The sequence below is a fragment of the Pseudomonas sp. D4002 genome, from assembly GCF_013385665.1.
Classification (GTDB): Bacteria; Pseudomonadota; Gammaproteobacteria; order Pseudomonadales; family Pseudomonadaceae; genus Aquipseudomonas.
In genome coordinates this window covers 24,600-50,837 of record NZ_JACAPN010000020.1, presented here as the reverse complement: position 1 = coordinate 50,837, position 26,238 = coordinate 24,600, and the positions used below count along the sequence as shown (strand labels likewise).

General features: G+C 59.4%; 20 protein-coding genes and 2 tRNA genes. 13 read left to right on the top strand and 9 right to left on the bottom strand.

Annotation, left to right across the window (positions count from 1 at the left end; translation table 11 throughout):
• Nucleotides 1-3 precede the first annotated feature (3 nt).
• The 13 genes from glmM to HX824_RS14425 all read left to right on the top strand — a co-directional run bounded on the left by glmM (nt 4) and on the right by HX824_RS14425 (nt 12,636).
• Nucleotides 4-1,341 carry a phosphoglucosamine mutase gene (gene glmM, locus HX824_RS14485; RefSeq protein ID WP_003212196.1) on the top strand — a complete coding sequence of 446 codons (1,338 nt, stop codon included), beginning with the start codon at nt 4-6 and terminating at the stop codon, nt 1,339-1,341.
• Nucleotides 1,342-1,407: 66 nt separating this feature from the next.
• Nucleotides 1,408-2,163: a triose-phosphate isomerase gene (tpiA, locus tag HX824_RS14480; protein ID WP_003212194.1), complete on the top strand. Its 756-nt coding sequence runs from the start codon at nt 1,408-1,410 to the stop codon at nt 2,161-2,163.
• 4 nt (nt 2,164-2,167) lie between these two features.
• The gene (gene secG / locus HX824_RS14475) at nt 2,168-2,551 is read left to right on the top strand and encodes a preprotein translocase subunit SecG (protein WP_026078118.1); all 384 of its coding nucleotides are present in this window, start codon (nt 2,168-2,170) and stop codon (nt 2,549-2,551) included.
• A 21-nt stretch (nt 2,552-2,572) separates the two neighbouring features.
• Nucleotides 2,573-2,658 (top strand) — tRNA-Leu (locus HX824_RS14470).
• Nucleotides 2,659-2,754: 96 nt separating this feature from the next.
• Nucleotides 2,755-2,831, top strand: a tRNA-Met gene (locus tag HX824_RS14465).
• Nucleotides 2,832-2,971: 140 nt separating this feature from the next.
• On the top strand, nt 2,972-3,430 hold the full coding sequence (rimP, locus tag HX824_RS14460; protein ID WP_003235029.1) for a ribosome maturation factor RimP: 459 nt from the start codon (nt 2,972-2,974) through the stop codon (nt 3,428-3,430).
• 47 nt (nt 3,431-3,477) lie between these two features.
• A complete protein-coding gene (gene nusA / locus HX824_RS14455; protein ID WP_003212187.1) occupies nt 3,478-4,959 on the top strand; it encodes a transcription termination factor NusA in 1,482 nt (493 codons plus the stop codon).
• 27 nt (nt 4,960-4,986) lie between these two features.
• Nucleotides 4,987-7,509, top strand: a complete 2,523-nt coding sequence (gene infB, locus HX824_RS14450) for a translation initiation factor IF-2 (protein ID WP_003212186.1) — start codon at nt 4,987-4,989, stop codon at nt 7,507-7,509.
• Nucleotides 7,510-7,668: 159 nt separating this feature from the next.
• A complete protein-coding gene (rbfA, locus tag HX824_RS14445; protein WP_003212184.1) occupies nt 7,669-8,070 on the top strand; it encodes a 30S ribosome-binding factor RbfA in 402 nt (133 codons plus the stop codon).
• A 3-nt stretch (nt 8,071-8,073) separates the two neighbouring features.
• Nucleotides 8,074-8,991 (top strand): tRNA pseudouridine(55) synthase TruB, encoded by a 918-nt coding sequence (gene truB / locus HX824_RS14440; protein ID WP_003212182.1) that lies wholly within the window; start codon nt 8,074-8,076, stop codon nt 8,989-8,991.
• A gap of 159 nt (nt 8,992-9,150) precedes the next feature.
• Nucleotides 9,151-9,420 (top strand): 30S ribosomal protein S15, encoded by a 270-nt coding sequence (rpsO, locus tag HX824_RS14435; protein WP_003177875.1) that lies wholly within the window; start codon nt 9,151-9,153, stop codon nt 9,418-9,420.
• A gap of 194 nt (nt 9,421-9,614) precedes the next feature.
• Nucleotides 9,615-11,720: a polyribonucleotide nucleotidyltransferase gene (pnp, locus tag HX824_RS14430; RefSeq protein WP_003212180.1), complete on the top strand. Its 2,106-nt coding sequence runs from the start codon at nt 9,615-9,617 to the stop codon at nt 11,718-11,720.
• Nucleotides 11,721-12,015: 295 nt separating this feature from the next.
• Nucleotides 12,016-12,636 (top strand): BON domain-containing protein, encoded by a 621-nt coding sequence (locus HX824_RS14425; protein ID WP_003212178.1) that lies wholly within the window; start codon nt 12,016-12,018, stop codon nt 12,634-12,636.
• A 330-nt stretch (nt 12,637-12,966) separates the two neighbouring features.
• On the opposite strand, the gene HX824_RS14420 is transcribed toward HX824_RS14425, so the two are convergent.
• The 9 genes from HX824_RS14420 to HX824_RS14380 all read right to left on the bottom strand — a co-directional run bounded on the left by HX824_RS14420 (nt 12,967) and on the right by HX824_RS14380 (nt 25,865).
• Entirely contained in the window at nt 12,967-15,906 is a 2,940-nt protein-coding gene (locus tag HX824_RS14420) for a DUF748 domain-containing protein (protein WP_177054704.1), read from the bottom strand.
• A gap of 108 nt (nt 15,907-16,014) precedes the next feature.
• Entirely contained in the window at nt 16,015-17,031 is a 1,017-nt protein-coding gene (locus HX824_RS14415) for a class I SAM-dependent rRNA methyltransferase (protein ID WP_177054703.1), read from the bottom strand.
• Nucleotides 17,032-17,074: 43 nt separating this feature from the next.
• On the bottom strand, nt 17,075-17,950 hold the full coding sequence (locus HX824_RS14410) for an oxygenase MpaB family protein (RefSeq protein ID WP_008436867.1): 876 nt from the start codon (nt 17,948-17,950) through the stop codon (nt 17,075-17,077).
• Nucleotides 17,951-17,956: 6 nt separating this feature from the next.
• On the bottom strand, nt 17,957-19,894 hold the full coding sequence (gene acs, locus HX824_RS14405) for an acetate--CoA ligase (RefSeq protein ID WP_177054702.1): 1,938 nt from the start codon (nt 19,892-19,894) through the stop codon (nt 17,957-17,959).
• Between the two features lie 184 nt (nt 19,895-20,078).
• Nucleotides 20,079-21,743, bottom strand: coding sequence for a glucose-6-phosphate isomerase (pgi, locus tag HX824_RS14400; RefSeq protein ID WP_076013744.1), 1,665 nt, complete (start codon nt 21,741-21,743; stop codon nt 20,079-20,081).
• Nucleotides 21,744-21,968: 225 nt separating this feature from the next.
• Nucleotides 21,969-22,820, bottom strand: coding sequence for a pantoate--beta-alanine ligase (gene panC, locus HX824_RS14395; protein ID WP_003212166.1), 852 nt, complete (start codon nt 22,818-22,820; stop codon nt 21,969-21,971).
• On the bottom strand, nt 22,817-23,617 hold the full coding sequence (gene panB / locus HX824_RS14390; protein WP_177054701.1) for a 3-methyl-2-oxobutanoate hydroxymethyltransferase: 801 nt from the start codon (nt 23,615-23,617) through the stop codon (nt 22,817-22,819). The genes panC and panB overlap by 4 nt, the downstream gene beginning before the upstream one ends.
• A gap of 348 nt (nt 23,618-23,965) precedes the next feature.
• On the bottom strand, nt 23,966-24,454 hold the full coding sequence (folK, locus tag HX824_RS14385) for a 2-amino-4-hydroxy-6-hydroxymethyldihydropteridine diphosphokinase (RefSeq protein ID WP_003212163.1): 489 nt from the start codon (nt 24,452-24,454) through the stop codon (nt 23,966-23,968).
• Nucleotides 24,455-24,458: 4 nt separating this feature from the next.
• Complete coding sequence (locus HX824_RS14380; protein ID WP_003212161.1) at nt 24,459-25,865, bottom strand: polynucleotide adenylyltransferase PcnB; 1,407 nt, start codon at nt 25,863-25,865, stop codon at nt 24,459-24,461.
• Nucleotides 25,866-26,238 lie beyond the last annotated feature (373 nt).

The window sequence follows — 26,238 nt, the reverse complement described above, 5'->3', positions numbered from 1 at the left end:
CTTATGACTAAAAAGTATTTTGGCACCGATGGCATTCGCGGTCGGGTCGGCGAATTCCCGATTACTCCCGATTTCATGCTCAAGCTGGGCTGGGCCGCCGGCATGGCGTTCCGCAGCATGGGGGCCTGCCGTATCCTGGTGGGTAAGGACACGCGTATCTCGGGTTATATGTTTGAGTCTGCGCTGGAGGCAGGTCTGTCTGCTGCCGGCGCTGATGTGATGCTGTTGGGGCCGATGCCTACGCCGGCGATCGCTTACCTGACGCGTACCTTTCATGCTGAAGCCGGTATCGTGATCAGCGCTTCGCACAATCCCCACGATGACAATGGCATCAAGTTCTTCTCGGGCCAGGGCACCAAGCTGCCGGATGAGATCGAGCACATGATCGAAGAGTTGCTGGATGCGCCGATGACCGTCGTCGAATCGAGCAAGCTGGGCAAGGTATCGCGGATTAACGACGCTTCCGGCCGTTACATCGAATTCTGCAAAAGCAGCGTGCCTAGCAGCACCAATTTTGCCGGGTTGAAGGTCGTCATCGACTGCGCCCACGGCGCGACGTACAAAGTCGCACCGAGTGTGTTCAAGGAGCTTGGCGCAGACGTTACTGTACTGTCGGCGCAGCCGAACGGCCTGAACATCAACGACAACTGCGGCTCAACCCACATGGGGCAGTTGCAGGCGGCTGTCCTGGCTGAGCATGCCGACTTGGGCATCGCGTTCGATGGTGATGGCGACCGCGTATTGATGGTCGACCACACTGGCGCGATCGTCGATGGCGACGACCTGTTGTTCATCATCGCCCGTGACCTGCATGAGCGTAACAAGCTGCAAGGCGGCGTCGTCGGTACCTTGATGAGCAATCTTGGCCTGGAGCTGGCCCTGGCAGATCTGGGGATCCCGTTTGTGCGCGCCAATGTCGGTGACCGCTACGTGATTGCCGACCTGCTGGAGCGTAATTGGCAGGTGGGTGGCGAAAATTCCGGTCATATCGTCTGCTTCCAGCACACGACTACCGGGGATGCGATCATTGCGGCGCTGCAGGTGCTGCTGGCGCTGCGTCGCCGTGAAGAAAGCCTGGCCCAGGCGCGGCAGGCGTTGCGCAAGTGCCCGCAAGTGCTGCTCAACGTGCGCTTTGCAGGCGGTGACAACCCTATCGAGCATCCAGCTGTCAAAGAGGCCAGTGAGCGCGTGACTGCCGCCATGGCGGGGCGTGGCCGGGTCTTGCTGCGCAAGTCGGGTACCGAGCCTTTGGTGCGTGTAATGGTCGAGGGCGAGGACGAAACACAGGTTCGCGGCTATGCCGAAGAGCTGGCAAAACTGGTAACTGAAGTTTGCGCCTGAATTCGGCTTGCCAGTGATGATGTGGTTGGGTAACATCTGCGCCCACTTTGACCGACGAGGTACAGCATGCGTCGCACTATGGTAGCTGGTAACTGGAAGATGCACGGTACCCGCGCCAGTGTCGCTGAGCTGATCAATGGCCTTCGTCATTTGGCCTTGCCTAGCGGTGTTGATGTCGCGGTATTCCCGCCTTGCTTGTATATCAATCAAGTGATTGATGGCTTGAAAGGCAAGTCGATCCAGGTCGGCGCGCAGAACTCTGCGGTGGAATCCATGCAAGGTGCGTTGACCGGTGAGATTGCACCGAGTCAGCTGGTTGATGCGGGTTGCTCCCTGGTGCTTGTTGGGCACTCCGAGCGCCGCCAGATCATGGGCGAGCGTGATGGGACACTCAATCGCAAATTCGCGGCGGCACAGGCTTGCGGCTTGGTTCCGGTGTTGTGCATAGGGGAGACCCTTGAGCAGCGTGAGTCCGGTAAAACTCTTGAGGTTGTCGGGCGTCAGCTGGGCAGCATCATCGAGGAGCTGGGAGTCGGTGCCTTTGCAAATGCAGTAATTGCTTACGAGCCGGTCTGGGCCATTGGCACCGGGCTGACTGCTTCGCCGCAACAGGCGCAGGATGTGCACGCAGCCATCCGCGCGCAGTTGGCGGCAGAGAATTCTGAGGTCGCACGAGGTGTGCGGCTTCTATACGGCGGCAGCGTGAAGGCGGCCAATGCGGTCGAACTGTTCGGCATGCCGGATATCGATGGGGGGCTCATTGGTGGAGCTTCCCTGAATGCAGATGAGTTCGGTGCGATCTGTCGCGCCGCGGGAAACTGAAAAAATGCTGGAAACAGTCATCGTTGTTTTTCATCTGCTGGGTGCACTGGGCGTAGTTGCTCTGGTTTTGCTGCAGCAGGGTAAAGGTGCGGACGCTGGTGCGTCTTTCGGGGCAGGTGCTTCAAATACTGTGTTCGGAAGCCAAGGTTCCTCTACCTTTCTTAGTAAGTTTACTGCTATACTTGCCGCCGGTTTCTTCATAACCAGCTTGGGGTTAGGTTACTTTGCTAAAGAGAAAGCTCATGTGCTGACTCAAGTAGGTCTCCCAAACCCAGCAGTGTTGGAAGTACCAAAAGCAAAACCGGCTTCTGATGATGTCCCGGTGCTTCAAGAGCAAAAGTCGGCTACTCCAGCGACTGACGTACCTCCAGCTCAAGAGCAGAAGTAAGAAGGTTGTAAACGCTGTATTGCCGAGGTGGTGGAATTGGTAGACACGCAACCTTGAGGTGGTTGTGCCCATAGGGTGTAGGGGTTCGAGTCCCCTTCTCGGTACCAATTATCAGGAGAGCCCGCTGTTGCGGGCTTTCTTGTAGGTGGAAGGTTACATTGACCCTGTAAGGGATCGGTCGTATACTTCCGCCCCAGCTTTGTCGCGGGGTGGAGCAGTCTGGTAGCTCGTCGGGCTCATAACCCGAAGGTCGTCGGTTCAAATCCGGCCCCCGCAACCAGTTTTAGCGGAGCCCCTTTTAAGGGGCTTTTTGTTAGCTGGACACTTTCAACGCCGCTGTTCGACGGCGTTTCAAGGATGGGCGTTTCGCCCATTTTTTTATTTTGCACAGCATGCACATACATGCACGAGGGGGTTCAGGTGTCGAGCAAGCTAGAAGAGTTGCAGGCCTTGTTGGCCCCGGTGGTCGTGGCCCTAGGCTATGAATGCTGGGGTATTGAGTTTTCGGCTCAAGGTCGCCACTCAATGTTGCGCGTTTATATCGATAAAGAGGGCGGCGTGCTGGTGGACGATTGTGCCATTGTCAGCCGTCAGATCAGCGGTGTCCTGGATGTTGAAGATCCGATCTCCGTTGAATACACCCTCGAAGTTTCCTCGCCTGGCATGGAACGCCCACTGTTCACTATTGATCAGTTTGCAAAATTTGCCGGTGAACAAGTGAAGATCAAGCTGCGCTCTCCCTTTGAAGGGCGACGCAACTTTCAGGGCCTTCTGCGCGGTGTAGAAGAGCAGGACGTCGTGGTGCAGGTAGAAGACCATGAGTTCCTGTTGCCGATCGATATGATCGACAAGGCCAACATTATTCCCAGTTTTGACTGAGACGCGGATCCCGCGGATCCAATGGCTTGCGAAAGGCGAGGCGTACGATGAGCAAAGAAGTACTGCTGGTTGTTGAGTCGGTATCCAATGAAAAGGGCGTACCGGCAAACGTGATTTTTGAAGCGCTGGAGCTGGCCCTGGCCACTGCTACCAAAAAGCGTTTTGAAGACGAAGTTGATCTGCGTGTGGAAATCAACCGCCACACCGGTGCCTACGAGACTTTCCGTCGCTGGACGGTCGTCGAAGAAGCCGATCTTGATGATCCGGCCATCGAAACCTGGCCGAGCAAGGTTGCTGAAACGCATCCGGGCGCCCAGGTCGGTGATGTCGTCGAAGAAAAGATCGAATCCATCGAGTTCGGCCGCATCGCTGCACAGACTGCCAAGCAAGTCATCGTGCAGAAGGTCCGCGAAGCCGAGCGCGCTCAAGTCGTTGACGCTTATCGCGAGCGCCTGGGGGAAATCATCTCCGGCACCGTGAAAAAAGTCACCCGCGACAACGTGATCGTCGACCTGGGTAACAACGCTGAAGCGTTGCTGGCCCGCGAAGACATCATTTCCCGCGAAACTTTCCGGGTTGGCGTGCGCTTGCGTGCGCTGCTCAAGGAAATCCGCACCGAGAACCGCGGCCCTCAGTTGATCCTGTCGCGTACCGCGCCGGAAATGCTGATCGAGCTGTTCCGCATCGAAGTGCCGGAAATTGCCGAAGGCCTGATCGAAGTCATGGCTGCGTCCCGCGATCCGGGTTCACGCGCCAAGATCGCGGTCCGCTCCAAGGACAAACGCATCGACCCGCAAGGCGCTTGCATTGGTATGCGCGGTTCGCGCGTCCAGGCAGTGTCGGGCGAATTGGGCGGTGAGCGTGTGGACATCGTCCTGTGGGACGATAACCCTGCGCAGTTCGTGATCAACGCAATGTCGCCTGCTGAAGTGGCGGCAATTATCGTTGACGAGGATGCCCATGCAATGGACATCGCCGTTGGCGCAGACAATCTGGCTCAGGCCATCGGTCGCGGTGGTCAGAACGTACGTTTGGCCAGCCAGTTGACCGGCTGGACCCTGAACGTGATGACCGAATCGGACATCCAGGCTAAGCAGCAAGCAGAAACCGGTGACATCCTGCGCAACTTCATCGACGAGCTGGAAGTCGACGAAGACCTGGCACAGGTGCTGGTAGATGAAGGCTTCACCAGCCTGGAAGAGATTGCCTACGTACCGTTGGAAGAAATGCTCAACATCGACGGCTTTGACGAAGACACCGTCAACGAGCTTCGCGCTCGGGCCAAGGATCGTTTGTTGACTAAAGCCATCGCTACTGAGGAAAAGCTGGCAGACGCCCATCCGGCCGAAGACCTGCTCTCGCTTGAGGGTATGGACAAGGATTTGGCGATGGAACTGGCGGTGCGCGGCGTAATTACCCGCGAAGACCTGGCCGAGCAGTCTATTGACGACCTGCTCGACATCGACGGCATTGACGATGATCGTGCCGGCAAGTTGATCATGGCCGCCCGAGCCCATTGGTTCGAGTAATTAGGCGCGGCCTGAGGAGAGAAGTGCATGACGCAAGTCACGGTGAAACAACTGGCCGATGAGGTCAAAACACCGGTAGAGCGCCTGTTGCAGCAGATGCGTGAGGCAGGTCTGCCGCACACCGCCGCCGATGAAGGTGTGAGCGATAGTGAGAAGCAGTCTTTGCTGACTCACTTGAAGAGCAGCCACAAGGCGAAAGTGGAAGAACCGCGCAAGATTACATTGCAGCGCAAAACCACCAGCACCCTGCGTGTTGCTGGCAGCAAGAGCATCAGCGTTGAAGTACGCAAGAAGAAAGTCTTCGTACAGCGCAGCCCGGAAGAAATCGAAGCCGAGCGCAAACGCGAACTGGAAGAACGTCGCGCAGTAGAAAATGCTGCTCGTCAGAAGGCTGAAGAAGAAGCCAAGCGTCGCGCCGAAGAAGAAGCGCGTCGCCAGCCTGCTGCTGCGCAACCTGCTAACACTGAGGCCGTTGCTGCGCCTAGCGCGCCTGTTGAAGCTGTTCGTGAGGCCGCTCCGGTTGCCGCCGCGCCAGCTCCTGCAGCCGACGCTCGCAAACGCGAAGAACCTCGCCGCCCGGACAAACCACGTGCCGACGATAACAATCGTCGTGGCAGTGGCGATGGTGAGCGCAAAAACGCTCCACATCGTGCTTCGGTCAAAGAGAAGGCGCCAGCGCCACGCGTTGCCCCACGTACTACCGACGAAGAAAGCGACAGCTTCCGTCGCGGTGGTCGCGGCAAGGCCAAGCTGAAGAAGCGCAACGCCCACGGTTTCCAGAGCCCAACCGGCCCTGTCGTGCGTGATGTGCAGATCGGCGAGACCATCACTGTTGGCGACCTCGCCAATCAGATGTCGGTCAAGGCTGCTGAAATCATCAAGTTCATGTTCAAACTGGGTACCCCAGCGACCATCAACCAGGTACTGGACCAGGAAACTGCCCAACTGGTTGCTGAGGAGCTGGGCCACAAAGTGACCCTGGTCAGCGACACCGCCCTGGAAGATTCCCTGGCCGAGTCCCTGAAGTTTGAAGGCGAGACTTTCTCCCGTGCGCCAGTCGTGACCGTAATGGGCCACGTTGACCATGGTAAGACCTCGCTGCTCGACTATATCCGTCGTGCCAAGGTAGCTGCAGGCGAAGCCGGCGGCATCACCCAGCACATCGGTGCATACCACGTTGAAACCGAACGCGGCATGGTCACCTTCCTCGACACCCCTGGTCACGCCGCGTTTACCGCCATGCGTGCCCGTGGTGCCAAGGCGACTGACATCGTGATCCTGGTAGTTGCAGCGGACGACGGCGTAATGCCGCAGACCATTGAAGCTGTCCAGCACGCTAAAGCCGCTGGTGTTCCTCTGGTTGTTGCAGTGAACAAAATCGACAAGCCGGGCGCCGATCTCGATCGCATCCGTAGCGAACTGTCGGTTCACGGCGTGACTTCCGAAGAGTGGGGCGGTGATACGCCATTCGTTTCGGTTTCGGCGAAAGTCGGTACCGGTGTAGACGAACTGCTCGAAGCTGTCCTGCTGCAAGCCGAAGTTCTTGAACTGAAAGCAACTCCATCGGCCCCAGGTCGTGGTGTTGTGGTTGAATCGCGTCTCGACAAGGGTCGTGGCCCGGTTGCAACCGTTCTGGTTCAAGACGGTACCCTGCGCCAAGGCGACATGGTCCTGGTCGGTTCGAACTATGGCCGTGTACGTGCCATGCTCGACGAGAACGGCAAGCCAATCAAGGAAGCCGGTCCTTCCATCCCTGTCGAGATCCTCGGCCTGGACGGTACCCCGGACGCTGGCGACGAGATGAGCGTGCTGTCGGACGAGAAGAAAGCCCGAGAAGTGGCTCTGTTCCGTCAAGGCAAGTTCCGCGAAGTCAAGCTGGCCCGTGCTCACGCCGGCAAGCTGGAAAACATCTTCGAGAACATGGGCCAGGCAGAGAAGAAGACGCTTAACATCGTCCTCAAATCTGACGTTCGTGGTTCCCTCGAAGCGTTGAACGGCGCCTTGAATGGCCTGGGTAACGACGAAGTGCAAGTGCGTGTGGTCGGCGGCGGTGTCGGTGGTATCACCGAATCCGATGCCAACCTGGCGCTGGCCTCCAACGCTGTACTGTTCGGCTTCAACGTGCGTGCCGATGCTGGCGCACGGAAGATCGTCGAGCAGGAAGGCCTGGACATGCGTTACTACAACGTCATCTACGACATCATCGAAGACGTCAAGAAAGCCCTCACCGGCATGCTTGGCAGCGACGTCCGGGAGAACATCCTGGGTGTGGCCGAGGTGCGTGACGTGTTCCGCTCGCCGAAATTCGGCGCGATCGCCGGTTGCATGGTTATCGAAGGTGTTGTGCACCGTAACCGTCCAATCCGTGTACTGCGTGAAGACATCGTTATCTTCGAAGGCGAGCTGGAATCCCTGCGCCGCTTCAAGGATGACGCTTCCGAAGTACGTGCCGGCATGGAATGCGGTATTGGCGTCAAGAGCTACAACGACGTCAAGGCGGGTGACAAGATCGAAGTCTACGAGAAGGTCCAGGTTGCTCGCAGCCTCTAACTCGCGTACTTCAAGGGCCACGCAGCGCCCGGGCATGCAAATGCCTGGCGCTGTGTCCGGACTCTAAACGCAACGCCCGGTCTGGCTTTTGTCAGGCCGGGCGTTTGCCGCTTTCAGACCCCACGGGTTTCACCGTGTGGCAGCAACAGGTAACAAGACATGGCAAAAGAATACAGCCGTACCCAACGTATCGGCGATCAGATGCAGCGTGAGCTGGCACAGCTGATCCGTCGTGAAGTAAAAGACCCACGTGTTGGCCTGGTCACCATCACCGCCGTTGAAGTCAGCCGTGACGTTGGTCACGCCAAGATCTTCATCACCGTGATGGGCCAGGACAACAGCGAAGAAATCGCGCAAAGCATCAAGGTGCTCAACTCCGCCGCAGGTTTCCTGCGTATGCAGTTGGCCCGTGAAATGAAGCTGCGCAGCGTTCCTCAGTTGCACTTCCACTACGACGAAAGCGTCGTGCGTGGCGCGCACCTGTCGGCACTGATCGAGCGGGCCGTGGCTGAAGACAATCAGCACCCGGAATCCGCCACGCCTGAAGACGCCAAGGAGTAATCGGTGGCTCAGGTCAAACGTATCCGTCGTAATGTCAGCGGCATCATTCTGCTCGACAAGCCCATTGGTTTTACCTCCAATGCGGCGTTGCAGAAGGTTCGCTGGCTGCTCAATGCCGAGAAGGCAGGGCACACCGGCAGCCTCGACCCCTTGGCCACCGGCGTGTTGCCGTTGTGCTTCGGCGAGGCCACCAAGTTTTCGCAATACCTGCTCGATTCCGACAAGGGCTACGAGACCCTGATGCAACTGGGCAAGACCACCACCACGGCAGACGCCGAAGGTGATGTTTTGCAGGTTCGCGAGGTGACCGTTGGTCGTGCTGATATCGAAGCTGCCTTACCTGCTTTTCGTGGGCAAATCAGTCAGATACCGCCGATGTACTCGGCTCTCAAGCGTGATGGCCAGCCTCTTTACAAGCTGGCACGTGCAGGGGAAGTGGTGGAGCGCGAACCGCGTTCTGTTACTATTGCGCGCTTGGAATTGCTCGCCGCTGAAGGCGACACCGCCCGGTTGGCGGTGGACTGCAGCAAAGGCACCTATATCCGCACCCTCGTGGAAGATATCGGTGAGCAACTAGGCTGTGGCGCATACGTTGCAGAACTGCGACGCACCCAGGCAGGCCCTTTCACCCTGGCCCAGACGGTCACGCTGGAAGAGCTGGAAGCAGTGCATGCCGAAGGCGGCAACGAAGCGGTTGATCGCTTCCTGATGCCATCGGACAGCGGTTTACTGGATTGGCCATTGCTGCACTTCTCGGAGCACAGCGCGTTCTACTGGCTTAACGGCCAGCCGGTACGTGCACCGGATGCCCCGAAGTTCGGCATGGTGCGAGTACAAGATCACAACGGTCGCTTTATCGGTATCGGTGAAGTGAGCGAAGACGGGCGCATCGCGCCGCGTCGACTGATTCGGTCAGAATGACCGAAACCAGTTTGTGGTAAAAGCGCAGTAGCTTTTACTCAAACTGGAACGAGGGTGGCTGTTAGCAGGCATGGTCACTACTCATTTTTAGATACAGGGATTTGTCCCTGGCCTGTTGAAACTGCCCTTTGGGTGGTTTCCTGAAAAAAGGATTGCCTCATGGCTCTCGACGTTCAAGAAAAAGCACAAATCGTTGCTGACTATCAGCAAGCTGTTGGTGACACTGGTTCGCCAGAAGTGCAAGTTGCACTGCTGACCCACAACATCAACAAGCTGCAAGGTCACTTCAAGGCCAACGGTAAAGATCACCACTCCCGTCGTGGTCTGATCCGCATGGTAAACCAGCGCCGTAAGCTGCTGGACTACCTGAAAGGCAAGGATCTGGGTCGTTATCAGACTCTGATCGGTCGCCTGGGTCTGCGTCGCTAATAAGCGATTGCGCTAGAGGTTGGTTGGCTGTCGTGTGTCAGTGGGTTTCCCGCTGGCCCATGGCAGGCTTCCAGCCTCAAGTTTTATCTGGATACACGTTTTACCCTGGACAGGCGTTGGGCCGATTCCCGACATTGCCCAAGAATTTCGCAAGAAGACAAGTTCCCCAAGAGCCACAAAGAAGGTAGGACACCGTGAACCCGGTTATCAAAAAATTCCAGTTCGGTCAGTCGACCGTTACCCTCGAGACAGGCCGTATCGCCCGTCAAGCCTCCGGCGCAGTGCTGGTCACCGTTGACGACGACGTCACCGTATTGGTGACCGTTGTAGGCGCAAAGACCGCTGACCCAAGCAAAGGCTTCTTCCCTCTTTCCGTTCACTACCAGGAAAAGACTTACGCTGCCGGTAAGATCCCTGGTGGTTTCTTCAAGCGTGAAGGCCGTCCTTCCGAGAAAGAAACCCTGACTTCCCGACTGATCGACCGTCCGATCCGTCCGCTGTTCCCAGAAGGCTTCATGAACGAAGTGCAGGTTGTCTGCACCGTCGTTTCCACCAGCAAGAAGACCGATCCGGACATCGCTGCGATGATCGGTACTTCGGCGGCCCTGGCCATCTCCGGTATTCCTTTCGATGGCCCGATCGGCGCTGCCCGTGTTGCATTCCACGAAAGCACCGGCTACCTGCTGAACCCGACTTACGAACAACAGAAAGCTTCGAGCCTGGACATGGTCGTTGCCGGTACTTCGGAAGCCGTGTTGATGGTTGAATCGGAAGCCAAAGAGCTGACCGAAGACCAGATGCTGGGCGCTGTACTGTTTGCTCACGACGAGTTCCAGGTTGTGATCAACGCTGTCAAGGAACTGGCCGCTGAAGCTGCCAAGCCAACCTGGACCTGGGCTCCTCAGCCAGAAGCTACCGCACTGCTGGGCGCTATCCGCTCCGAGTTCGGCACCGCTATCTCCGACGCCTACACCATCACCATCAAGGCCGACCGTTACGCTCGCCTGGGTGAGTTGAAGGACCAGGTTGTTGCCAAGCTGTCCGGTGAAGAAGGCCAGCCTTCTTCCAGCGAAGTCAAAGCAGCCTTCGGCGAAATCGAATACCGCACCGTTCGCGAAAACATCGTTAACGGCAAGCCACGTATCGACGGCCGCGACACCCGCACCGTACGTCCGCTGAACATCGAAGTCGGCGTTCTGCCAAAAACCCACGGTTCGGCCCTGTTCACCCGTGGTGAAACCCAGGCCCTGGTTGTTGCAACACTGGGTACTGCCCGTGACGCACAGCTGCTGGACACCCTGGAAGGCGAGAAAAAAGACCCGTTCATGCTGCACTACAACTTCCCTCCATTCTCGGTAGGTGAGTGTGGTCGCATGGGTGGCGCTGGTCGTCGCGAAATCGGTCACGGCCGTCTGGCCCGTCGTTCGATTGCAGCCATGTTGCCTGCCGCCGACGTGTTCCCGTACACCATTCGTGTTGTGTCGGAAATCACCGAGTCCAACGGTTCCAGCTCCATGGCTTCGGTCTGCGGCGCTTCCCTGGCTCTGATGGATGCCGGCGTTCCGATGAAGGCACCGGTTGCCGGTATCGCCATGGGCCTGGTTAAAGAAGGCGAGAAGTTCGCCATCCTGACCGACATCCTGGGCGACGAAGACCACCTGGGCGACATGGACTTCAAAGTAGCCGGTACCGCCAAAGGTGTTACCGCGCTGCAGATGGACATCAAGATCAAGGGCATCACCGAAGAAATCATGGAAATCGCTCTGGGCCAAGCCCTGGAAGCGCGCCTGAACATCCTCGGTCAGATGAACCAGATCATTGGCCAGTCCCGTACCGAACTGTCGGAAAATGCTCCGACCATGATCGCGATGAAAATCGACACCGACAAAATCCGTGATGTTATCGGTAAAGGCGGCGCGACCATTCGTGCGATCTGTGAAGAGACCAAGGCTTCGATCGACATCGAAGACGACGGCTCGATCAAGATCTTCGGCGAAACCAAGGAAGCGGCTGAAGCGGCACGTCAGCGCGTCCTGGGTATCACTGCTGAAGCCGAGATCGGCAAGATCTACGTCGGTAAGGTTGAGCGAATCGTCGACTTCGGCGCATTCGTCAACATCCTGCCGGGCAAGGACGGTCTGGTTCACATCTCCATGCTGAGCGATGCTCGCGTTGAGAAAGTGACCGACATCCTGAAAGAAGGCCAGGAAGTGGAAGTGCTGGTACTGGACGTGGACAACCGCGGCCGTATCAAGCTGTCCATCAAGGACGTAGCAGCAGCCAAGGCTTCGGGCGTTTAATCACTCCGTCGCTGCAAGCTGAAAAAGGACTCTTCGGAGTCCTTTTTTTATGCCTGCGGGAAACTGTCGCGAAATCAGGCGTTTAGCCATACCCCAAAAGCCGCAACTTGCATGCAGGCACGTTCGTCTTCATGCAAGTTGCACGATTCCGAAAATCACCTATTTTCATAACGTGTTGTTTTATAAGGATTTAATTGGCCGCGTCGAGTTGGCACACTGTCTGCAATATCCCTGTTAACGCTGCAGCATCAAGGTTTACGTACTGCAGACTTTTAATAAAACAGGAGTTACTCGTATGAAGAAGTTCGCTCTCGCTACTGCTACCGCTCTGACCCTGGCCATGGGTGCTAACGTAGCCTTTGCTCAGACTTCCCAAGCCCCTATGACGCTGGCGGCCGGTGAAGTCACCAAGGCTAAAGAGTCCACTTCGGATACCTGGATCACCACCAAAGTCAAAGCTGACCTGCTGACCGAGAAAGGTATTCCTGGTTCGGACATTAAGGTTGAGACCAACAAAGGTGTGGTTTCCCTGTCCTCGACAGTTGCTATCTCTGACGCTCAGAAAGCTACTGCTGTAGCGATCACCAAGAAAATCAAAGGCGTAACCGCAGTTTCGGCTGACGGCCTGATGGCTGGCGGCGCTACCAAGGCTGATAACGTCGACAAAACCAAAAGCGCAGCTGCTGGTGCCAAAGAGTCCACCTCGGACACTTGGATCACCACCAAAGTGAAAGCTGACCTGGTAACCGAGAAAGGTATTCCTGGCACCGACATCAAAGTCGAAACCAACAAAGGTGTAGTTTCCCTGTCGTCGACCGTCGCAGTGACTGAAGCGCAGAAAACCACCGCGGTGAACATCACCAAGAAAATCAAAGGCGTTAAAGCTGTATCGGCCGACGGCCTGAAAGCAGAGTAACGCTTAACGAATCGCCTGAGCTAGGCGGAGGCGGCCACGAGCGAGTTAGATATCCGCTCAATGCACCTCACAGGTTCATGCGACCGACCACACGGATGTGGTCATTACAGGCCCCGGCACTTGTGTCGGGGCCTGTTCTATTGTGGGTAGAAAAGTGGGGAGGTCAGCGCGGCTCTTGTGGCGAGGGGGCTTGCCCCCGTTGGGCTGCGTAGCGGCCCCTTGGTATGACGACGGTGATCCGCCTGAATGACCGCGACGCCCTCATTGGCGCCGCTACGCAGCCCAACGGGGGGCAAGCCCCCTTGCCACAGGTGCTCAGCGGGTGCCGGTTTATTCGGCATCCAGATGCATCGGTGTTACCACCCGACCATCTTTCTCCGCTTCCCCAAGGTTTGCATCGATAAAGTAAACCCGCTCATCTTCCAACTGCGCCTTGTCTACCAGGTAGTCCTTGATCGCGCTGGCGCGGTCCTGGCCCAGTTGGCGCAGCAACACGTCACTGCCACTCCAGAACTTGATCACACCGTCCCGCAGCTTGGCGGTGCGCTCGTCATTGCTCAGGTCTTTCCATTCGGCCGGAGGCTGTTGTTTCAGGCGGGTGCGGTAGATGCCTTCCAGCAGCGGCGCCTTTTCCTTTTCCGGTACTTCAAGCAGCGACGCCTGGGCCGGTACCTTGTCGCCACGGCGCTGGAGGATCTTGTAGTAGTTGTACTGGTATTCGCGTTCCAGCCGTTGTGCGGCCAAAAGCGGGCCGTCACTGCTGGCAGCGGCGGTGCCTTCGATCTCCAGGCGCAGCGCAGGGCGCTCCTTGAGGGCTTTGGCCAGGCTGTCGAGGGCCGACTGGGAATCCTTGCTCAGCTCGCTCGAGCCTGCGGCAAACGACACGTTGCCAAGGTCTTGAGCACCACCACCGCTGATCAGGCCGCCAATGAACTTGAATGGCGCCGTGGCCGCACGCACTACCAGGTTGCGCAGGGTCTGCCAGACAATCGGCATGACGCTGAACTGCGGGTTGTTCAAGTCGCCGGTCACCGGCAGTTCGATCGAGATCTTGCCGTCGGAGTCCTTGAGCAGGGCTATCGCCAGGCGAATCGGGAGGTCCACGGCGTCGGCGCTGTCGACCTTCTCACCCAGTTGCAGTTGCTCGACCACCACCTTGTTTTCGGCCTTCAACTGGCCCTTGGTGATGACGTAATGCAGGTCAAGGTTGAGCCGACCCTTGCGGATGCGGAACCCGGCAAACTTGCCCGAGTATGGCGTCAGGGTGGTCAGTTCGACGCGTTTGAAGCTGGTGGCGATATCCAGTGCGGCCATCGGGTCAAACGGATTCACGCTGCCCTTGATGGTGACCGGTGCATAACGGTCAACCTTGCCCTTGACGTCGACGCTGGCCGGTTTGGCCTGGCGACTGTCAATGGTGCCGATCTGGCCGTTGAGCTGCTGGATGGCCGTGGCGAAGTTCGGGGTCAGGCTGAAGTCGGCGAAGTTGGCCGAGCCGTCGTTGATCGCAATTTGACCAATATGAATGCCCAGGGGCTTCTCTTTGCTGGCCGCAGGTTTCGCCGCGGACTTGCCGGGGCTGTTGGCCGGCTGCGGGATCAGCAGGTCATCGATGTTGGTGGTGCGGTCATCGTTGATCATGAAGCGCGCATAGGGCTGCAACAGGTTGACCTTGTCGATCGACAGGCTGTCGCCATGTTGATAATTCACGCCTTCCAGCACCAGGCGCTGCCACTTGAGGAAGTCGCGGGTCTTCATGGTGTCCAGGGTGTGCAACTGGTCGACCTGGGCCCGGCCGGTCACCTGGAATGCCAGGGGGTCGGTGCTTTTCAGGTTCACGTCGAGGTTGCTGCCGAGCATGCCGCTACGCAGTTCCAGGCGGATAAATGGGCTGATATAGGACTGGGCGACGCGCAGGTCGATGTCTTTGGTGTCCACTTTCAGCTTGGCGCTGACCGGGCTCAGGTTGACCTGGCCGGTCGCCTCGAGCTTGCCTTGTTTGCCTACGCCGGTATCGAGCTTGAGGGTAAAAGGGCTCTGGTTAAGGCTGTCGAAACCCTGCAGGTCAAGGTTCAGCGGCCCGACTTCCAGGGCGACTGCCGGTTTGGCCGAGCGGTCAGCCAGATGCACTTGATAGTCGCGCAGTTGCACGTCCTTGAGCAGCACTTGCCAAGGCTTGCTCGGCGCTGCCGGTGCAGGTTTTGGCGAGTCGGCGGTAGCGGGTGCGGTGGCTGGCTCGGCTGCGGGTGCAGTTGCAGGTTTGCTCGGTTGGCTGGCAAACAGCTTCTGCCAGTCCAGCTGGCCGTCGGCTTCAAGGGCGGCCCAGGTTTCGAGTTTATTACTGCGGATCTTGCCGACGATCACTTGCTGTTTGGCCAGGTCCACGGTGGTTTCGCTGACGTCCAGCTTCTGCAGGCGCGCGAGCGGCCGGCCATCCGGTGCCTTGATCGCAAACGGCGCGACACTCAGGGCGACGTTGGTCAGGTTCAGCTCGGTTTCCTTGGCCAGGCTCAGCTTGTAGTCGGTGCTGAAGTTGAGGATGCCGTCTTCCAGAACCAGCGGCACCGCGTCACGTACATACGGCCACCAGACTTTCATCTTGCCGTCGGTAACCTTGAGTTTGCCCTCGGAGGCGATCGGGATCAGGCTGAAGTTGCCGGTCCAGTCGATCTGGCCGCCTTCAGGGCCGGCTGCCACCAGGGTCATGTCGGCGTTGTCATCGGGCAGCGTGCTGAGGTTTTTCAGCTCGAAATCGAGTTTGTCGTAGAGAAACTCGATCGGCTCGCTCGGGCGCAAATCCTGGAAGTGCACATAGCCGGCTGCCAGCTTGATGTTATCGATGCGCAGCGGGAATGGCTTGGCGTTCGGATCGGTTGGTGTCGGTTCGCTGGCCGGGAGTTTGAACAGCTGCGCCAGGTTGAGCTGGCCGGATTTGTCGAACAGCAGCTCGGTCTTGGGCTTGTCGAGTTGTACGTCGGCCAGGTGCAGGGCGCGGGTCCACAGGCTGTCGATCTGCAGGTTGGCATAGAGGCGTTCAAAGGCCACTTGCTCCTTGCCCGGCTCACCGATATTCAGGCCCCACACGGTCAGTTCGAGGCTGAACGGGTTGAGCTCGATACGCTCGACACGCGCCGGCACCGTGGCGTAGTTGGCCAACTGTTGGTTGGCCACGCGAAGGGCAATGCCGGGGAGAATCAGGAAGCCCAGCAAGCTGTACAGGGCAAGGGCGGTCAGCAAGGCGCCAGCGGCGCGAATCAATCCTTTGGGCATATGTGACGCCATCTATGTCAATCAAGAGTGCCTTGGAGTATGGCACGGGTTTACGGTTCCGAAGAGCCGGGCCTTTATTACTGCGCCCTGACCCTTTTGGGACAAGTCCTACAGTTGCAGGATCAGGGTCTTCAGCGGTGATTGCTGGTCGTGGGACGGGAAGTCTGCGCCGGGAGTCATGACCTGCCAGTCGCGCACCGGGCGCCCGGCCTTTTCCGCGCAGCGCAGGACCTGGTCACGCCAGTCGTCCATGCCGACTTTCGCCAGGTTGTTGCAGCAGATCAGCACGCCGTTGTCGGCCGTGGCCAGCAGCGCCGGCTTGAGCAGGCTCTGGTAGTCGCGCAGCAGGTCGACGGTACCGAAGGCGCTCTTGGCCCAGGCGGGTGGGTCGAGCAGTACCAGATCGTATTGACGCTGCTCCAGGCGCGGGTAACTCGGCAGCTTCTGCCCCCGACGCTGGCTGATGGGCAGGCCGGCCAGTTGGCGGATTGCCGGGAAGTAGTCGGACTGGATGAATTCCATCGTCGGCAATTGCGGGTTGAGTTGACCGTTTTCGCGACCGACCGCCAGGTTGCCCTCGGCAAAGTCCAGGTTGCACACCTCACGAGCGCCACCGGCAGCAGCACTCAGGCCTACGCCGCAGGTGTAGGCAAACAGGTTCAGCACGCTTTTGCCGGCGCTGTGTGCCTTGACCCAGCCACGGGTGTTGCGCAGGTCCAGGAACAACAGCGGGTCTTGCCCGGCATGGCGGCCGCGCACGCGGTAATTGAGGCCCCATTCGTGGCCGACCAGGTCTTCCAGGGCTGCGGGCTCGGCGCGGTACACCGTGTCTTCACGGTCGATGCGCGAGTTGCCCCGGGAGCGGTCGTTGTAGACCAGCAGCAGTTCAAGCCCCAGGTGCTGGTTGATTGCTTGATGCAGGTGCAACAGGTCGTCGCTTTCCAGCGACTGGTGAAAACTCTGCACCAGCAGTTGCGGGCCGTAGCGGTCGATCGTCAGGCCGCCGGCGCCTTCCTGGCTGCCGTGGAACAGGCGATAGCAATCGGTACCTTGTGCATGCAACTCGGCGAGCAGGTCCTGGCGATGATCGAGGGCGGCGCGCAGCGCCTGATTCAAGGAAGACATAGTGCGCGCCTTGCAGAGTAATTGGGGCGCGGGAGTTTAACAGTTATGGCTCCAGCAGGCCCATTCGCCTGTGGGCCCGCTGCACCGAACCATTGCGCATGGCCCAGCGCAACAACGGCGCGCTGCGCCTGACCCCGGCACGAATCATCTGGCGCTGGATCGGGCTTTGCTTCTGCCCGAGCATGTCGCTGGCCCAGTCCGGCAGCAGGTCGATACCGGCCTGCATCATCAGCGAGCCAAACGGCTTGGCCAGGGTGCTCGGAGACGGCGCATTGAGCAGCAGGCGCAGGACTTCGTGGCTGCGCTGGTCACACAGCAGTTGCGGACGAATACGCTCAAGGTAATCGGAAATTTCCTGGCGCGAACGCGGCACATGGCGCGCGCCCAATTGCTCGGCCACCAGGGCGATTTCGCTGTAGTACCGGTCTTGATCCCTCGGAGATAAATCCGGGTTGCGATAACGCAGGTGGGCCGCGAGAAAGTTGCTGACCTCCGCCACATGCACCCAGGTCAGCAACTCGGGATCACTGGCGGCATACGGTCGGCCGTCCGGTGCATGGCCGACCACTTGCAGGTGAATGGTGCGCACTTTCTCGATCAGCCATTCGGCGTCACGCCGCGAACCAAACGTGGTGCCGGAAATGAACTGCGAGGTGCGTCGTAACCGCCCCAGCATGTCCTGCCGAAAGTTCGAGTGGTCCCACACGCCGGCCAACGCTAGCGGGTGCAATGCCTGCAACATCAACGCGCTGATGCCGCCGATCAACATGCTGCTGAAGTCGCCATGGACCTTCCAGCTCACCGAGTTCGGCCCAAAGAGACCCGGATCGCCCTTGGGGTTCTCCAGGTCGAGTTGGCCCAGCGACAAGCCGGTCAGGCTCATCAGCTGGTTTTCGATGCGGCTGCGAATGAATTCCATGGGTTCCTAGCGGTTGAGGCGCTTGTCGATCAGGCCGTCCACCACGCTCGGGTCGGCCAGTGTGGATGTATCTCCCAGGCTGTCCAGCTCGTTGCAGGCAATCTTGCGCAGGATCCGCCGCATGATCTTGCCTGAGCGGGTTTTCGGCAAGGCCGGCGCCCATTGAATCAGCTCGGGCTTGGCGAAGCTGCCGATTTCCTTGCTGACCAGGTCCAGCAGGTGCTTTTTCAGCGCGTCGTCGGGCTCGACGCCATTCATGGGCGTGACGAAGGCATAGATGCCCTGGCCTTTTACGTCGTGTGGATAACCGACCACCGCGGCTTCTGCGACCTGATCATGCAGCACCAGGGCGCTTTCGACTTCGGCGGTGCCGATGCGGTGCCCGGAAACGTTGATCACGTCGTCGATGCGGCCGGTGATCCAGTAGTCACCGTCCTCGTCGCGCCGCGCGCCGTCGCCGGTAAAGTAGTAGCCGGGATAGGGTTTGAAATAGGTGTCGATCATCCGCTGAGGGTCGCCGTACACGCTGCGGATTTGCCCTGGCCAGCTGGATTTGATCGCCAGCACGCCGCTGCCGGCGCCACTGATTTCCTTGCCTTGCTCATCAAGCAGCACCGGCACTACGCCAAACATCGGCTGGGTAGCGCAGCCGGGCTTGATCCGCTGGGCGCTGACCAGCGGGCTGAGCATGATGCCGCCGGTTTCGGTCTGCCACCAGGTGTCGACAATCGGGCAGCGTTGTTCGCCCACGGCATTGAAGTACCAGTCCCAGGCTTCCGGGTTGATTGGCTCGCCGACACTGCCCAGCAGGCGCAGGCTGGCGCGGGAAGTGTTTTCCAGTGGCCCGTGGCCTTCCCGCATCAGCGCGCGTAACGCGGTCGGCGCGGTGTAGAAGATGTTGACCTTGTGTTTGTCGATCACCTGCCAGAACCGCGAGCTGTCCGGGTAGCTCGGCACGCCTTCGAACATCAGCGAGGTCGCACCATTGGCCAGTGGCCCGTACACGATATAGCTGTGGCCGGTGACCCAGCCGACATCGGCGGTGCACCAGAACACTTCGCCTTCGCGGTAATCGAGCACGTACTTGAAGGTCATCGCAGCCTGCAGCAGGTAACCGCCGGTGGTGTGCAACACACCTTTGGGTTTGCCGGTGCTGCCGGAGGTGTAGAGGATAAACAGCGGGTCTTCCGCATCCATCGGCTCGGGCGGGCAGTCGTCGCTGGCTGCATCCAGGGCCTGTTGATACTTGAGGTCGCGCCCTTCAGTCCAATTGACTGCCGCGCCAGTGCGCTGCACCACCAGTACCGTGCTGACACCCGGGCAACTGGCCAGAGCCTTGTCGACATTCTGTTTCAGCGCCACCGGCTTGCCGCCGCGCACGCCTTCATCGGCGGTGATCACCGTGTGGCAATCGGCGTCGAGAATGCGGTCGCGCAGGGCGTCCGGCGAGAATCCGCCAAACACCACCGAATGCACCGCACCGATCCGCGTACAGGCCAGCATCGCGTAGGCCGCCTCGGGAATCATCGGCATGTAGATGCACACCCGGTCGCCTTTCTTCACGCCACGGCTTTTCAGCACGTTGGCCAGGCGGCTGACGTTTTGGTGGAGTTGGCGGTAGGTGATTTTGGAAGACTTTGCAGGATCATCGCCTTCCCAGATGAAGGCCGGCTGGTCGGCACGTTGCGCCAGGTGACGGTCGATGCAGTTGTAACTGACGTTCAGTTGGCCACCGGCAAACCATTGGGCGGCGCCGGTCTTGATGTCGGATTTCTGGACGGTCTGCCAGGGCGTGGTCCAGTCGAGAAAACGCTTGGCCTGTTCGGCCCAGAACGTATCGGGTTGCTCGACGGATTGGCGGTAGAGGCGCTGGTAGTCCTCTTGACTGAGTTGCGCAGCCCGGCGGACGGCATCGGCGGTGGGGAACGTGCTGATATCGAACATGAGGGATCCTTATTCTTGTTTTTTGCGACAAGAGGGGAGCTTTGCGACCCTCGTAGGAGCTGGCTTGCCAGCGATTGCATCACCTCGGTAGTGAGTTTCACCGAGGTGTTTGCATCGCTGGCAAGCCAGCTCCTACAAGGGTCCGCTCCCGCAGGTTCAGACCCTCATTGTAGTGCTGATACCATCAACCGCGGTGACGGCCGCGGAAGTAGTTGATCAACCCTTGGGTGGACGCGTCGTCCGCAGGCTGTTCTTCGGTGCCGGTCAGGCGGTTGTAGACGCCTTTGCCCAGCTCCTTGCCCAACTCCACGCCCCACTGGTCGAACGCGTTGATGCCCCAGATGACGCTTTGCACGAACACTTTGTGTTCATACATCGCCACCAGTGCGCCAAGACGGCGAGGGCTGATGCGTTCAACCACAATGGTGTTGCTCGGACGGTTGCCCGGGATCACCTTGTGCGGTGCCAGCTTCTGCACTTCGGCCTCGTCCATGCCCTTGTCGCGCAGCTCGGCTTCAGCTTCGCTGCGGGTCTTGCCGAGCATCAGGGCCTGGCTCTGGGACAGGCAGTTGGCGTACAGCCACTGATGGTGGTCGGAAACCGGGTTGAAGCTGACGATCGGCACGATGAAGTCGGCCGGGATCAGTTGGGTGCCCTGGTGCAGCAGCTGGTGGTAAGCATGCTGGCCGTTGCAGCCTACGCCGCCCCAGATAACCGGGCCGGTGTCGGTGGAAACCGGCGTACCGTCCTGGCGCACGCTCTTGCCGTTGGATTCCATGTCCAGCTGTTGCAGGTGCTTGGTGATGTTACGCAGGTAGTGATCGTACGGCAGGATTGCGTGGCTCTGCGCGCCCCAGAAGTTGCCGTACCACACGCCCAGCAGGCCGAGCAGCACCGGCATGTTCGCCTCGAATGGAGCGGTCTGGAAATGCTGGTCCATGGTGTAGGCGCCGGACAGCAGTTCCTTGAAGTTGGACATGCCGATGGCCAGCGCGATGGGCAGGCCGATGGCCGACCACAGCGAGTAACGACCGCCCACCCAGTCCCACATCGGGAAAATGTTCTCTTCGCGGATACCGAAGGCCACGGCCGCCGCGTTGTTGCTCGATACGGCGATGAAGTGGCGATACAGCTCGGCTTCCGAGCCACCCTGGGCCAGGTACCAGGCGCGGGCGGCCTGGGCGTTTTTCAGGGTTTCGAGGGTGTTGAAGGATTTTGACGAGACGATGAACAGCGTGGTCTCGGCGCGCAGCTTCATGGTCAGCTCGTGGAACTCGCTGCCGTCGATGTTCGCCAGGTAATGGCAGCGCACGCCTTTGTGGGCGTAGGACAACAGCGCTTCAGACACCAGCTCCGGGCCGAGGAACGAGCCACCGATACCGATGTTCACCACGTCGGTGATCGGCTTCTCGGTGTAGCCACGCCACAGGCCGTCGTGGATGCGGCCGACCAGGTCAGTGATCTGGTTCAGCACCTTGTGCACGTCCGGCATGATGTTCACGCCGTTGACCGACAGCTTGTCACCCACCGGGCGACGCAGTGCGGTGTGCAGCGCCGGGCGGCCTTCGGAAGAGTTGACCGGCTCGCCGTTGAACAGCGACTTGATCGCGCCCTGAAGGTCGACTTCCTTGGCCAGGCCTACCAGCAGGTCGCGGGTTTCGCTGGTGATCAGGTTTTTCGAGTAATCGAGGAAAAGTCCGCAGCTGCTCAAGGTGAACTGGGTAAAGCGCTGGGGATCGGCATTAAAGGCTTCGCGCATGCTGAAATCCTGCATGGCTTGGCGATGTTGATTGAGCGCTTGCCAGGCGGGCAGAGCGGTAACGTCATGAGGAGTGCGGTAGTACGCCATCGCTGCGGGTTTCCTTTTTATTGCTGGGACTGCTTTTAGGACACTTGAAAGCCGGGAATGTCCTGTCTTTGTGAAGATGACAGGCTCCGGTCAACGCCAACGAAGAGCGTAGGGCGAATACATTAAACCTAGCGTGTCGATCTGTCTTGGCTTTGTCTGCGCTGTGGCCGGTACTTTTTTATACCGGCCGATCAGGCAGTGCAACAGGCGGGGTGTGCGGCGGGGTCAGTTCAGGTGCAGATGCAGGTTGTCGATCAGCCGGGTGGCGCCCAGGTAGGCGGCGACCAGGATCACCAGGTCCTTGTCTTCGGCGGTGGCCGGACGCAGGTGCAGGCCCTGGCGAACCTCCAGGTAGTCCATGCGAAAACCTGCCGCTTCGATTTGCTGGACCTGTGCGGCGCGCAGTTTGGCGAAGTCGCGATCGCCCGCTTCAATGGCGGCGGCGATCTGGCTGAGGCTGCGGTACAGCACCGGTGCGATCGCGCGCTGTTCGTCGGTGAGGTAACCATTGCGCGACGACAGCGCGAGGCCGTCGTCGGCGCGCACGGTCGGCTCGCCGATAATCTGGATCGGCATGTTCAGGTCATGGACCATGGCGCGAATCACCGCCAGTTGCTGGTAGTCCTTCTGGCCAAAGATCGCCAGGTCCGGCTGGACCATGTTGAACAGCTTGCTGACCACCGTGGCCACGCCTTCAAAATGCCCGGGCCGGCTGGCGCCGCACAGGCCTTCGGACAGTTGCGGCACGCTGACGCGAGTCTGGCCGGCCATGCCGTCGGGGTACATCTCCTCGACGGTCGGGGCGAACAACAGGTTGCAACCGGCTTGAAGCAGCTTTTCCTGGTCAGCCGCCAGGGTGCGCGGGTACTTGTCCAGGTCTTCGCCGGCGCCGAATTGCAGCGGGTTGACGAAAATGCTCGCCACCACGAAATCGGCTTGTTGCGCAGCCTTGGTGACCAGCGTGGCATGGCCGCTGTGCAGGTTGCCCATGGTGGGCACGAAGCCGATGCGTTTGCCCGCGCTGCGGGCATGGGTGACGGCGGCACGCAGTTCGCGCACGGTCTTGACGGTGTTCATGCGGAGAATCCGTGTTCGGCGCCCGGGAAGGTGATGGCTTTGACTTCGCTGACATAGGCGGCGAGGGCTGATTGGATGCTGTCCTGGCCCGCCATGAAGTTCTTCACGAACTTGGGTACGCGGCCGGTAAGGGACAGGCCCAGCATGTCATGCAGTACCAATACCTGGCCGTCTGTGGCAGGTCCGGCGCCGATACCGATCACCGGTACTTTAACGGCCTGGGTGATTTCCGCTGCCAGCTCGCTTGGCACGCATTCGAGCAGAATCATGCACGCACCGGCCTGTTCAAGGGCGATGGCATCGGCCCGCATCTGGCGCGCCTGGGCTTCGCCGCGGCCTTGTACCTTGTAGCCGCCGAGGATATTCACTGACTGTGGCGTCAGGCCCATGTGCGCGCAAACCGGCACGCCGCGTTCAGCCAGCAAACGAATTGACTCGGCGAGCCAGGCGGCACCTTCAACCTTGATCATGTGTGCACCGGCACGCATCAGTTGAGCACTGTTGGTCAGGGTCTGTTCGATGGTGGCATCGGCCATGAAGGGCAGGTCGGCAATGATGAAGGCGCCTTCGTTGCCGCGTTTGACGCAGGCCGTGTGGTAAGCGATTTCATCGTTGGTGACGGGCAGGGTGCTGTCATTCCCTTGTAGAACCATGCCCAGGGAGTCCCCCACCAGCAACACTTCAACTCCTGCCTGGCTGCTGGCCTGGGCAAAAGTGGCGTCGTAGCAGGTCAGCATGGTGATCTTTTCACCTTTGAGCTTGAGGCTCTGCAAGGTGCTCAGGGTAACGTTTGGCATGAAAAGGGTCCTCATTCAGGCGCTTGGAAACAGCGAGTAACGCGCGTGAGTCTTCGTTTATACAGGCGCACTTTCTTAAGGATCAGTGCTTATAAGGCCTGGATTGCGCCCTTTAGCGCCGGGTAGGCGGCAGCGGGACGCCTATAGTCGTGAGGAGGACTCTGGAAGTCAATTGGATGTGTTACCGCATTGTTACGGCGGTGGTGTTACCGCTGTTACTGATGCGATTCAGCAGTAAATGATGCGTAGTAAATGCAGGAGCGAGCTAGCTCGCGAAGGTCGTCAATGATGACGCGGGAAGCCTGGCGCCCAGCGGTGTTCTCAGGTTTTTCGCGAGCAAGCTCGCTCCTACAGGTTTGAAGGCAGGCGTTCCAGGCCGACAAACGGGCAGGCATCCAGCAGGTCGCCGAGCAGGCGGCCATCGGCCAGTTGCAGGCTGGCCGGGGCCAGTTCTGCCAGCGGGTAAAGCACGAACGCCCGCAGGTGCATTTGATAGTGCGGCACCTTCAGGCGCGGCTCATCGATCAGCCGGTCGCCAAACACCAGGATATCCAGGTCCAGGGTGCGCGGGCCCCAACGCTCAAGACGCTCGCGGCCCTGGTCATTCTCGATGGCTTGCAGCGCATCGAGCAGTTCCAGTGGTGCCAGGGCGCTGTCCAGGGCCGCGACCGCATTGGTATAGCGCGGCTGGCCCGGGAGCAGGGAATCACTTTGATAGAAGGCGGAGACGCCCGCCAGCGTGGTGTCCGGCAATTGCGCGAGGGCCTCGATGGCGTCGCGCAATTGTTGTTCAGGGGCAGCCAGGTTGCTGCCCATGCCGACGTAGATACGTTCCACGTGCTTACTCGCCCGACGCGCTCGATGAATCGCCAGCGCTGCGTTTGCGCTTGCTGCCACTGCTGCGACGACGTTTTTTCGGGCCATCGCCGGTGGCTTCGCCTTTGCTGCTGAGCTCTTTGATCATCTCGCGGCGCTGGCTGTCGTTGGCGTCCTGGTAGTCGGTCCACCATTCGCCCAGGCCGTCGGTCTGCTCGCCGGCGCTTTCGCGCAGCAGCAGGAAGTCATAGCCGGCACGGAAGCGCGGGTTGTCCAGCAGCAGGTCGGCGCGTTTGCCGCTGCGGCGTGGCAGGCGCTCCTGCATGTCCCAGATCTCGCGGATCGGCATGGTGAAGCGTTTCGGGATGGCGATGCGCTGGCATTGCTCGGCGATCAGCTCGTGAGCGGCTTCCTGCATGGCCGGAATTGCCGGCATGCCACGGTCTTGCAAGCGCATGACGCGTTTTGGAAGCGCTGGCCACAACAGGGCGGCAAACAGGAACGCCGGGGTTACCGGTTTGTTCTGCTTGATGCGCAGGTCGGTGTTGATCAGGGCTTCGCTGATCAGCGTGTGGGTGTAGGTCGGGTTGTACTCCAGTGCTTCGGCGCTGGCCGGGAACAGTGGGTCGAACAACTGCAGGTCTACCAGCATTTCGAAGGTGTCGGCAGCATAGCCGGAGAGGAACAGCTTGAGCACCTCTTCGAACAGGCGTGCCGAGGGAATTTCCCGCAGCATCGGCGCCAGGTCGCGAATCGGCGCGGCCGTGTGCTTCTCGATGCCGAAGTTCAGCTTGGCGGCGAAACGCACGGCCCGCAGCATGCGCACCGGGTCTTCCTGGTAGCGTTGCGTCGGGTCGCCGATCAGGCGCAGCAGGTTGTTGCGGATGTCGTGTACGCCATTGGCGTAATCGAGAATGCGCTCGCTGACCGGGTCGTAATACAGGGCATTGATGGTGAAGTCGCGGCGCTGCGCGTCTTCTTCCAGGGTGCCGTAGACGTTGTCCCGCAGGATGCGCCCGCTTTCGTTGCGGGAAGACTGGTTAGTGTCTTCTTCTTCATCGTTTTGCGGATGGTTGGCGCGGAAGGTCGCGACCTCGATGATCTCGCGACCAAAGTGGATGTGCACCAACTTGAAGCGCCGGCCGATGATCCGCGCATTGCGGAATTCGGCACGCACTTGTTCCGGCGTGGCGCTGGTGGCGACGTCGAAATCCTTAGGAGTGATATTGAGCAACATGTCGCGCACGCAACCGCCAACCAGGTAGGCCTGGTAGCCGGCGTTCTGCAAACGTTCGACGATGTTCACCGCATAACGGCTGAACTGGGCGCGTTGCAGCGAATGCTGGCTGCTATTGAGCACTTCAGGCGTGCTGCGTTTGTGTTGCGTACGACGCAAGGGAGAACGGAATGACTGGAACAACTTCTTCAGCATGGGATGCACTGTTTGAAGGAATGTTCGGCCATAACGAAGAATGACCGCATGATGGGCCGGGATTCTAGCATTTAGTCAGGGGATGGTGTAGGAACTAGCTGCAAGGCTTGAGCCAGAAGCTTAAAAGAAGGGTGGCAGGTGCCAAATCGCGGAAACTACAAGGGGAGCCGAAGCTCCCCCAGAAGTAGTTGCGTGCTCTATTTTTATTATTGGTTGCGGGCTTCTTGTTTTTGTTGATCGCCCTCGCCATGAAGCTTCACCTTCATGACACTCCCAATCGGGAGCCAAGAGCAAACGGATTGCTTTGGTCGCTGTGTTGCTGATCTACGATCCAACCAGTTCAGGCTCTGCCTTAGGGCAGTTTTTGTTGTTC

What these genes read in the sequence shown, in the direction of transcription:
- HX824_RS14425 (WP_003212178.1), top strand. Translation starts at nt 12,016, where the DNA reads ATGAAGAAGTTCGCTCTCGCTACTGCTACCGCTCTGACCCTGGCCATG.
- pgi (WP_076013744.1), bottom strand. Translation starts at nt 21,743, where the DNA reads ATGGCGTACTACCGCACTCCTCATGACGTTACCGCTCTGCCCGCCTGG.
- HX824_RS14420 (WP_177054704.1), bottom strand. Translation starts at nt 15,906, where the DNA reads ATGCCCAAAGGATTGATTCGCGCCGCTGGCGCCTTGCTGACCGCCCTT.
- rpsO (WP_003177875.1), top strand. Translation starts at nt 9,151, where the DNA reads ATGGCTCTCGACGTTCAAGAAAAAGCACAAATCGTTGCTGACTATCAG.
- panC (WP_003212166.1), bottom strand. Translation starts at nt 22,820, where the DNA reads ATGAACACCGTCAAGACCGTGCGCGAACTGCGTGCCGCCGTCACCCAT.
- nusA (WP_003212187.1), top strand. Translation starts at nt 3,478, where the DNA reads ATGAGCAAAGAAGTACTGCTGGTTGTTGAGTCGGTATCCAATGAAAAG.
- panB (WP_177054701.1), bottom strand. Translation starts at nt 23,617, where the DNA reads ATGCCAAACGTTACCCTGAGCACCTTGCAGAGCCTCAAGCTCAAAGGT.
- glmM (WP_003212196.1), top strand. Translation starts at nt 4, where the DNA reads ATGACTAAAAAGTATTTTGGCACCGATGGCATTCGCGGTCGGGTCGGC.
- tpiA (WP_003212194.1), top strand. Translation starts at nt 1,408, where the DNA reads ATGCGTCGCACTATGGTAGCTGGTAACTGGAAGATGCACGGTACCCGC.
- HX824_RS14410 (WP_008436867.1), bottom strand. Translation starts at nt 17,950, where the DNA reads ATGGAATTCATTCGCAGCCGCATCGAAAACCAGCTGATGAGCCTGACC.
- HX824_RS14415 (WP_177054703.1), bottom strand. Translation starts at nt 17,031, where the DNA reads ATGTCTTCCTTGAATCAGGCGCTGCGCGCCGCCCTCGATCATCGCCAG.
- rbfA (WP_003212184.1), top strand. Translation starts at nt 7,669, where the DNA reads ATGGCAAAAGAATACAGCCGTACCCAACGTATCGGCGATCAGATGCAG.
- acs (WP_177054702.1), bottom strand. Translation starts at nt 19,894, where the DNA reads ATGTTCGATATCAGCACGTTCCCCACCGCCGATGCCGTCCGCCGGGCT.
- secG (WP_026078118.1), top strand. Translation starts at nt 2,168, where the DNA reads ATGCTGGAAACAGTCATCGTTGTTTTTCATCTGCTGGGTGCACTGGGC.
- infB (WP_003212186.1), top strand. Translation starts at nt 4,987, where the DNA reads ATGACGCAAGTCACGGTGAAACAACTGGCCGATGAGGTCAAAACACCG.
- HX824_RS14380 (WP_003212161.1), bottom strand. Translation starts at nt 25,865, where the DNA reads ATGCTGAAGAAGTTGTTCCAGTCATTCCGTTCTCCCTTGCGTCGTACG.